Origin of the sequence: Xenorhabdus sp. BG5, from assembly GCF_015163665.1 — a bacterium.
Lineage (GTDB): Bacteria > Pseudomonadota > Gammaproteobacteria > Enterobacterales > Enterobacteriaceae > Xenorhabdus.
Window position 1 is genome coordinate 92,558 of record NZ_JADEUG010000013.1, and the last position, 6,894, is coordinate 99,451.

Below are 6,894 nucleotides of genomic sequence, written 5' to 3' on the forward strand. Positions count from 1 at the left end.
GATAATTTATTTATATGTACCACGTTATTGCAGCAACAACTAACCCTGCGAAGATAAAAGCGATTAGCCTTGCATTCGATGATGTTTTTGGCCCAGGCACTTACCATATCGAAGATGTTAATGTAGACAGTAGTGTACCTCAACAACCCATGGGTAATACTGAAACCCGCACAGGTGCCCGTCATCGGGTTATGGCTGCTCGCCAGGTCCGGCCAGAGGCTGATTTTTGGGTTGGCGTTGAAGCAGGAATTGAAGATGATATGACGTTTGCCTGGATGGTTGTTGAGCATAAACAAATTCGGGGAGAATCGCGTTCTGCTAGTTTGATGTTGCCAGAAAAAGTCCTGGAAGGCATTCGTCAAGGACGCGAACTTGGCCATGAAATGGCGGATGTTACTGGCGTCGATAATATTAAGCAGAAAGGTGGTGCGATTGGCTTTTTTACCCATGGTATTCTGACGCGTACCAGCGTTTATCATCAAGCTCTGATACTGGCTCTGGTGCCTATCCATCATGAAATTTACAAAGAGTCGAATAATTAATCTTAACGGTATGTCGTTGTTTGGGGGCGCGATTAGACGGCCCCCGCTGCATTATTTAATTTGTTATTTTATCGTGGTTATTGTCAATCAGTTAGCAACTGATTTTCCAGCCATTTTTTAACATGAGCCGGTGCGTTCTTTAAGCTATTAGAACCACGTGTAATTGTCGCAATGCCAACGCCTAGCCCATTTTTCAGTTCGCGCTGGTTCATTTGCCCACGCATCAATTCCTGAATAATCCGAACCCGAGTTGATAAAGCGGTACGTTCATCGGGAGTCAATAATAGCTGCAAAATAGAATGTTGCAAATTTTGTTCAAATGCTATTTTTAACAACTCAACAAAAGTGAGCCAGTCATCACTATCTTCCGGAGAAAGCGCCGGATCAATCAAATGATTTTGTGCCATAATTCACTACCATACTATTGAACTAGTACGGTAGCATACCATATTTATTTTAAATTAATAACGTCTTTGCCATTCCGCATTTGTCAGCACATTTGGCATTTTCCCCATAAAATTATGGTAGAACATGTCGTAGGCAAGAACATTTTTGACATAAGAGCGCGTTTCCGCAAAAGGAATGCTCTCAATAAAGGCGATGGGATCGATGTTCCCAGCGGTGTTAGCTAACCAACGCTCAACATTTGCAGGGCCGGCATTATAAGCGGCACTGGCAAGAATACGGTTACTGTCAAAACGCTGGTAGACTGATTCCAGATAAGCGGTGCCAATTTTAATATTCGTAATCGGGTTCATTAATTGATTGCTGCTGACATAACCCTGAATTTTCCCACTCTTCACGGTATGTTCGGCGGTTTTGGGCATGATCTGCATTAATCCACTGGCTCCTTTGGAAGAACGGGCCTGTGGATCCCAGGCACTTTCCTGACGGGCAATTGCCATAGCATAACTTTGTGAAATATTTTTATCTGACGTGAAGTTTGCAAATTCGTTTTGCCACGCCATCGGGAAACGCTCTTCAAGGTGATCCCACATTTTTCCCGCAATGGTAGCTTGTACACTGAATGCGGGCCAGTGCTGCTCAAATGCATAACGAGCCAACTGTTCTTGTTTCACGCGATCTTGCGAAGCAACCAGGAGGAGCCATTCTGATCGTGCCAAATTATCCATATTCCAATACAGCAGCTCCCGGATGCGTTTAATTGCTGGCATATTGGCAATGGAACGATCGGGTCTCTCTGATTTATTGATGGTCAGAGGATAAGAAATATGTAATTTCTGGGCTGCCACCATGGGATAAAAACCACGATGTTCGGTCAGTTTACGTAATATCGCGTTACCTTCTGCGCTTTTCCTTTGATTGAGCAGAATAATAGCACGCCAATATCGCCACTCATCTCGTTGCAACGTTTTTTGCGGCAACAACGAAATCCATCTTTCAAGCCCAGAATGATCGCCATCCCTCAATGCTAAGCGAGCACGTCTCTCAATTAATTTTATAGAGTGTGAATCACGAATAGTATCATCCCGCCATTTTGCCTGCTCTGGTGTAATGTCTCCCATCAATTGCCATGCGACAATATCTTTTAATTGCTGTCGTTCGGCGTCATTCATCTTTTGTGCGCGAACAAGTGTAGGGATGCTTACTCTGGCAAGTTCAGCATTTGTGCGGGCAAATCGGGAAAAGTTCGTTATGATAACTGAGCGGGTGAAGTCGGTTGGTGTGGCAGTTGTGGCAAATTGTTCAATGAATACTGGATCATGTTGCAGCTTCAGTAAATTCGTACTCAAGCTTTGATGACGCAATGGCAAGCGTTTGGCAAGATAGGTAACAAGAGGGGTGTTATTGGCTTTCATCGCCAATTCGATACGTTGCAAAATTAAATTTGTAGACAGGTATCCAGCCTGATCCCAAGCAGCAAGTAGTTTATCACAACTATCAGGTAATGAGTTGCCATTGAGCCAAATTTCTTGAGCACCTTGCCAGGCGACTTGTTGGTGTCCCGTAGCCCATTGCGAAAAGTAATAATCACAGCGTTCTGCAACTGTATTTGGCGGATTAGGACTGAATACCAGGATGCTGCTCCAATCACCATTGTTTGCCAGTACATGGATAAATCGTGATGCCAGCGAACGTGCTGGTGGCAAGGTAGGGTGAATATTAATAAAGTGCTGAACTTGCTGAGGCGTGGACGTTGCCAGATCCTGGGATAATTGACGATATTCGAGATAGGGATACAGGGGATAATTTTTCAGCGTTGGCATCAGACGTGCCACTTCCGCGCTATTTTTTGCATCCCATGCCTGCTTTATTGCTTGATATCGTTGACGTTGGGCATCCAGAGAATCGGCATGTGCCGCTCCAGCAACAACAGAAACCATACTCACAGCCATTATGAAATGCTGCCACTTACTCATTGCCACATACCCCTTCGGAAGACTACTATCAGTGTCCAATTACCCTGTGTCTAAATGCTTTGCTCAGGTGCGTTGTCCAAGTGAATTGTTAAGATGTTATGTAATTATAATCATATTATTGATATGAGTTATTACAATTGTCATACCAAATGGAAAACACTGAAAAAGTGTTATTTGATAATAGGATAGGTAAAATACGCCATCCAAGCTCGATAAACACAAATGATTTTTGAATCAAAAGGCAACATTTATTTGCTCCAGGCGTGCGGAATCTCAGCAGGAACTGCGGCATATTAAAATTGAGACGTAATAAAGCCGCAGTTAAGCGGCACTAGAAAAGAGAAATCCGTACGAGGTGGGTTGGGTTATTCGAAAAAATGATTTGCGCCAATCAATGAAATCAATCGAGCCAAAACCTCGTCCATCACATCGGATTCAGCTTCAGTGACAAACTGAGATTTTCTGTCTTTCCATGACAATGTTTGAATCAAGCTTGCAGCAACAACGCTTGCTTTTTCCAGATTATTTACTGGCACTTCAGTCATTCCGCCACGGATACTTGTACTAATTGGACATATAATGACTAACCCAGTTTTTTTATTGTATTCCTCACTTGAAAGAACAAGTGCCGGTCGGTACTTACCGATCTCTTTTCCTTTAACGGGTTCAAAATCAAGGAAAATTATATCATTTCTTTTAGGTAAGTAAGGTGACATTATGAACCTAACTCCGTGCTGGTCGTGATTGCTAATTCATCCACATGAGAATTATGCTCATTAATATCTGCAAGCAACGCACTCTCAGAGAAGATTTTCCTTTTTCTCTTTGGAGTTAAAATAATTTTTCCAGAATCAACCTGCATATCCAGCGCTTCACCGGTTTTCAGACCAACCTGATTGAGGATATGGGTAGGTATAATAATTCCTTGACTATTCCCCCATTTTTTAATGGCAGTAGACATACAAACCTCCATAGTGAATGTTTATACATAGTATATACTTCTATCTGTGAGAATGACAAGGTGATAAAAAAGGCAGAACAGCGATTACAGTGAGAAAGATCCAACTTCCTCAGTTGGCAAGTTAAAAAGAAGTCGTACAATACCAGATCCATTAAGCAGATAATCAAAAGGTAAACGACATTGGCTCAATTTGTTTATAGTATGCATCGTGTGGGAAAAGTTGTTCCTCCTAAAAAGCATATTCTGAAAAATATTTCTCTGAGTTTTTTCCCTGGAGCAAAAATTGGTGTTCTCGGCCTCAATGGTGCTGGTAAATCTACTTTACTGCGCATCATGGCGGGTATTGATAAAGAAATTGAGGGAGAAGCACGCCCACAACCGGGTATTAAAATCGGCTATCTGCCGCAAGAACCTAAGCTTAATCCTGAACATACGGTTCGTGAAGCTGTGGAAGAAGCTGTTAGCGAAGTTAAAAATGCACTGACTCGCCTGGATGAAGTTTATGCTGCTTATGCTGATCCAGATGCGGATTTCGATAAGCTGGCAAAAGAGCAAGGTGAGCTGGAAGCGATTATCCAATCCCATGACGGCCACAATTTGGATAATCAGCTTGAGCGAGCGGCTGATGCTCTGCGTCTGCCTGCATGGGAGGCGAAGATTGAACAGCTGTCTGGTGGTGAACGCCGTCGTGTAGCAATTTGCCAGCTGTTGTTGGAAAAACCAGACATGCTGCTGCTTGACGAACCCACTAACCACCTTGATGCTGAATCTGTCGCATGGCTGGAGCGCTTCCTGCACGATTATGAAGGCACAGTGGTTGCGATCACCCACGACCGTTACTTCCTTGATAACGTTGCTGGTTGGATCTTGGAGCTTGACCGTGGTGAAGGTATTCCGTGGGAAGGTAACTACTCTTCATGGCTGGAACAAAAAGATGCACGTCTGGCACAGGAAGCGGCGTCAGAAGCGGCTCGTCGTAAATCCATTGAGAAAGAACTTGAGTGGATCCGCCAAAATCCGAAAGGACGTCAGGCAAAAGGCAAAGCACGTTTAGCGCGCTTTGAAGAACTGAATAGTGTTGATTACCAGAAACGTAATGAAACCAGCGAATTGTTTATTCCGCCTGGCCCACGTTTGGGGGACAAGGTGCTGGAAGTCACTAATCTAACCAAGTCTTATGGTGATCGCGTACTGATCGACAACTTGAATTTCTCTTTGCCAAAAGGGGCTATTGTTGGGATCATCGGCCCGAACGGTGCAGGTAAATCAACGCTGTTCCGTATGTTGTCCGGTCAGGAGCAGCCAGATTCTGGTTCAATTACACTGGGTGAAACGGTTAAATTAGCTTCTGTTGAGCAGTTCCGCGATAGCATGGATGATAGCAAAACCGTTTGGGAAGAAGTTTCTGGTGGTCAAGATATTATGCGTATCGGCAACTTTGAAATTCCGAGCCGTGCCTATGTTGGGCGTTTTAACTTTAAAGGCGTAGATCAAGGCAAGCGTGTTGGTGAATTGTCTGGTGGTGAACGTGGTCGTCTGCATTTAGCTAAACTGCTGCAAGTTGGCGGCAACATGTTACTGCTTGACGAACCAACCAACGATTTAGACGTCGAAACTTTGCGTGCATTGGAAAACGCCCTGCTGGAATTCCCAGGCTGTGCGATGGTTATTTCCCATGACCGTTGGTTCCTTGATCGTATCGCAACACACATCATTGATTATCAGGATGAAGGTAAAGTCACCTTCTTTGAAGGAAACTTCAGCGAATACGAAGAGTTCAAGAAGCGGACTATGGGGGCGGAAGCACTGGAGCCTCACCGCATTAAATATAAAAAGATAAGCAAGTAAGTCTGGCAGAAAAAACGGCCTGATATCAGGCCGTTTTTTTGTTGATAGTAACTAACTTGTTGTTATTACGACACTAAAACTCGTTGTTCCAGTATGGATTCATAAGTCTTAGTTGCCTTTCCACTTGCTAAAGTGATAACGCTATCTACATGTTGCATCAGGCGTCTATCCTGGGAGGCAATGACAACCGTACCTTTCTGCTCATGGGCAATAAATTTAAAGATATTAATGAACGTCTGAAATGCCTGATGATCTAAATTGCGTGTTGGGTCATCTGCAAATAAATATTCAGGTCTTCTGACTATGGCTTTCGCCATTGCTGCCAATTGTTTTTCGTTTTCAGACAGTTCCCCTGGATAATAACGGCTTTTATCGCCTAATTTCACAATCTCCAGCGATTTTTGCGCGATTTTTTCGGCTTGCTCGCGAGCAAGTGACAATCCATAAGACGTTGATAATAACAAGTTATCTAAGAGAGTGAGTTCACTAAATAAATTGAAATCTTGGAAAATAAACCCACTATTTTCATGATGAAACTTTCCTAATTCCACATCATTCATTAGTTTCAACTTGTTATTATTAATTAATACATCTCCTTGATCTGGTTGTAACATACCCGATGCAATCGACAATACTGTACAGTTAGTCGATGCCTTCGGCCCTGTTATCAAAGTAATTTCACCTGGTATAATAGAAAATGTGATATTTGAAATCATTTCATGATTAACTGTAGCATCAGTTAAACCATATGAAATATTGATAACCTCAATCGATTTAAATTGATTCAAGTTCATATTCTCAACACAATTAGGTTAAAAGATTAAAGCTTTTTCCTTAAACATATGCTGTCTAAATTCATTCGTAATAACACTTGATATCCTTATGGTATTATGCGAATAAAAATAGTCTATATGCGAAACATCTTCACCAAGGATATACTCATCTTATGTCAATTATTATTTACAATGACTATCTAATAAATGAGATGTTTCTTAGTCTTGGAATAAAAAATCAAAAATATTAATGAATTATGCTTAAGGCAACAATGAAAAAATAAAAATAGCATAAATTCTTCTATTTTTATTCCACTTTTATAATAAGGGAAAAGTCATTTTATATTTTGTTAATATTTTAATGTTACTTATTATTACCTCCGTTATTG

General features: G+C 41.9%; 7 protein-coding genes. 2 read left to right on the forward strand and 5 right to left on the reverse strand.

Annotation, left to right across the window (positions count from 1 at the left end; genetic code table 11):
* The first annotated feature begins 14 nt into the window (after positions 1-14).
* Positions 15-542 carry an inosine/xanthosine triphosphatase gene (gene yjjX, locus IQ209_RS09035; RefSeq protein ID WP_193850989.1) on the forward strand — a complete coding sequence of 176 codons (528 nt, stop codon included), beginning with the start codon at positions 15-17 and terminating at the stop codon, positions 540-542.
* Positions 543-625: 83 nt separating this feature from the next.
* On the opposite strand, the gene trpR is transcribed toward yjjX, so the two are convergent.
* From trpR to IQ209_RS09055, 4 genes are all read right to left on the reverse strand, one after another.
* The gene (gene trpR / locus IQ209_RS09040; RefSeq protein ID WP_193850990.1) at positions 626-949 is read right to left on the reverse strand and encodes a trp operon repressor; all 324 of its coding nucleotides are present in this window, start codon (positions 947-949) and stop codon (positions 626-628) included.
* 54 nt (positions 950-1,003) lie between these two features.
* On the reverse strand, positions 1,004-2,923 hold the full coding sequence (gene sltY / locus IQ209_RS09045; protein ID WP_193850991.1) for a murein transglycosylase: 1,920 nt from the start codon (positions 2,921-2,923) through the stop codon (positions 1,004-1,006).
* Positions 2,924-3,288: 365 nt separating this feature from the next.
* The gene (locus IQ209_RS09050) at positions 3,289-3,639 is read right to left on the reverse strand and encodes a type II toxin-antitoxin system PemK/MazF family toxin (RefSeq protein ID WP_193850992.1); all 351 of its coding nucleotides are present in this window, start codon (positions 3,637-3,639) and stop codon (positions 3,289-3,291) included.
* Positions 3,639-3,884: an AbrB/MazE/SpoVT family DNA-binding domain-containing protein gene (locus tag IQ209_RS09055; RefSeq protein WP_193850993.1), complete on the reverse strand. Its 246-nt coding sequence runs from the start codon at positions 3,882-3,884 to the stop codon at positions 3,639-3,641. Before IQ209_RS09055 ends, IQ209_RS09050 begins: the two co-directional genes overlap by 1 nt.
* Positions 3,885-4,064: 180 nt before the next feature.
* Here IQ209_RS09055 and ettA point away from each other — a divergent pair, with 180 nt between their 5' ends.
* Positions 4,065-5,732: an energy-dependent translational throttle protein EttA gene (ettA, locus tag IQ209_RS09060; RefSeq protein WP_193850994.1), complete on the forward strand. Its 1,668-nt coding sequence runs from the start codon at positions 4,065-4,067 to the stop codon at positions 5,730-5,732.
* A 65-nt stretch (positions 5,733-5,797) separates the two neighbouring features.
* Here ettA and IQ209_RS09065 read toward each other — a convergent pair whose 3' ends face one another.
* Positions 5,798-6,526, reverse strand: coding sequence for an ATP-binding cassette domain-containing protein (locus IQ209_RS09065; RefSeq protein WP_193850995.1), 729 nt, complete (start codon positions 6,524-6,526; stop codon positions 5,798-5,800).
* Positions 6,527-6,894: the final 368 nt, after the last annotated feature.